Origin of the sequence: Bifidobacterium sp. UTCIF-1 (assembly GCF_006408915.1) — a bacterium.
GTDB lineage: Bacteria > Actinomycetota > Actinomycetes > Actinomycetales > Bifidobacteriaceae > Bifidobacterium > Bifidobacterium reuteri.
The window spans coordinates 1-1,435 of sequence record NZ_JFAG01000046.1 but is presented as its reverse complement, the minus strand read 5'-3'; the positions used below and the strand labels follow the sequence as shown (position 1 = coordinate 1,435).

Annotated in this window: 1 protein-coding gene; it reads left to right on the top strand. The window is 67.4% G+C overall.

Annotation, left to right across the window (positions count from 1 at the left end; translation table 11 throughout):
* Positions 1–62 precede the first annotated feature (62 nt).
* Positions 63–1,403 (top strand): ISL3 family transposase, encoded by a 1,341-nt coding sequence (locus BW09_RS10775; RefSeq protein ID WP_258185090.1) that lies wholly within the window; start codon positions 63–65, stop codon positions 1,401–1,403.
* Positions 1,404–1,435 lie beyond the last annotated feature (32 nt).

The window sequence follows — 1,435 nt, the reverse complement described above, 5'->3', positions numbered from 1 at the left end:
GGGGCTCTTCCGATTTTGGTGTGTAGGGGCCGTGCGGTTTTATTCGTTGTGTGAAAGAAAAAATGAAGAAAACCGCGCGGCTTACCATCGAGTCTAGCGCGTTCGATGGTCGTGTGCTGCTCGGCCTCGATAAGCTGGGGTTGAATCCCGTCTGGCAGCGGCACGAGGAGAAGGGCTCGCGTGCGGGTGTGTGGCTGATCGGCTGCGAGCCCGAGGACGACACCGCCCGGTATTGCACGCGGTGCGGCGCTCCGGGCCGTGTGCGTTCCTCGTGGCTCCGCCGGTTCACGCACACGCCGGTCGGCCAGCACGCCGTGCACCTGATGGTGCGGGTGCGCCGCTACGAGTGCATGCCGTGCGCATGGTCGTGGACGGATGATCTGACCCGCATCGCGCCGGAGGGCCGGCGCCTGACGGAGGCGGCGGTGTGGTGGGCCGCGGCCGAGGTCGTGTTGAAGTCGAAGAGCATCCTGGCGTGCGCGCGCGACCTGCATTGCTCATGGGGCGCGCTCAACACGGCCGTGCTGGAAAAGGGCATGGGGACGCTGATCGGCGACCCGCACCGCCTGGACGGGGTCGAGACGGTCGGCGTGGACGAGCACGTGTGGCGGCACACCCGGCACGGCAACCGGTACGTGACCGTCATCGTCGACCTGACCCCGAGGAGGCATGGACGGCCGGCCCGGCTCCTGGACATGGTCGAGGGCAGGAGCGAGAACGCGTTCGCCCGGTGGCTCGCCGAACGGGACCAATCGTTCCGGGACGCGGTGAAGGTGGTCGCGATGGACGCGTTCGCCGGATACAAGAAGGCCGCCCGCCGCGAGGTCCCCAACGCCGTGGAGGTGCTGGACCCGTTCCACATCGTCAAGCTCGCGGGCGACAAGCTCACCGCCGTGCGCTGCCGGCTCCAGCGCGAGCGGACGGGCCGGCGCGGCACCAAGGACGACCCGCTCTACAGGGGACGGCGCGTGCTGCTGAAGACCGAGACCCTGAGGACCGACAGACAACGGGAGCGAGCCGCCCGCCTGCTCGACGACCCCGCCAACGTCGCGTTGAAGCTCGCGCACGGCGCCTACCAGAAAATCATCCGCTGCTACGCGCAGGAGGACAGACGCAAGGGCAAGGGCATGATGGCCGAACTCATCGAGGCGCTCAACGCCCCGGGAGCCGCGCCTGGATGCCCCGAACTCGCCACCCTGGGACGCACCCTGAAACGCCGCATGCAGGACATCCTCGCGTTCTTCGACCGGGAACACAGCGCCAACGGGCCCACCGAGGCCATCAACGGCAGACTCGAGACCCTCAGGGGCATCGCCCTGGGCTTCCGCAACCTCGACAACTACATCACCCGCAGCCTGCTGCACACCGGCGGCTTCAGACACACCATCCAAACCCACCTATAACAACCCACACCTACACACCAAAATGCGAAGAG

Coding starts and splice junctions, on each gene's coding strand:
- BW09_RS10775 (WP_258185090.1), top strand. CDS start 63: ATGAAGAAAACCGCGCGGCTTACCATCGAGTCTAGCGCGTTCGATGGT.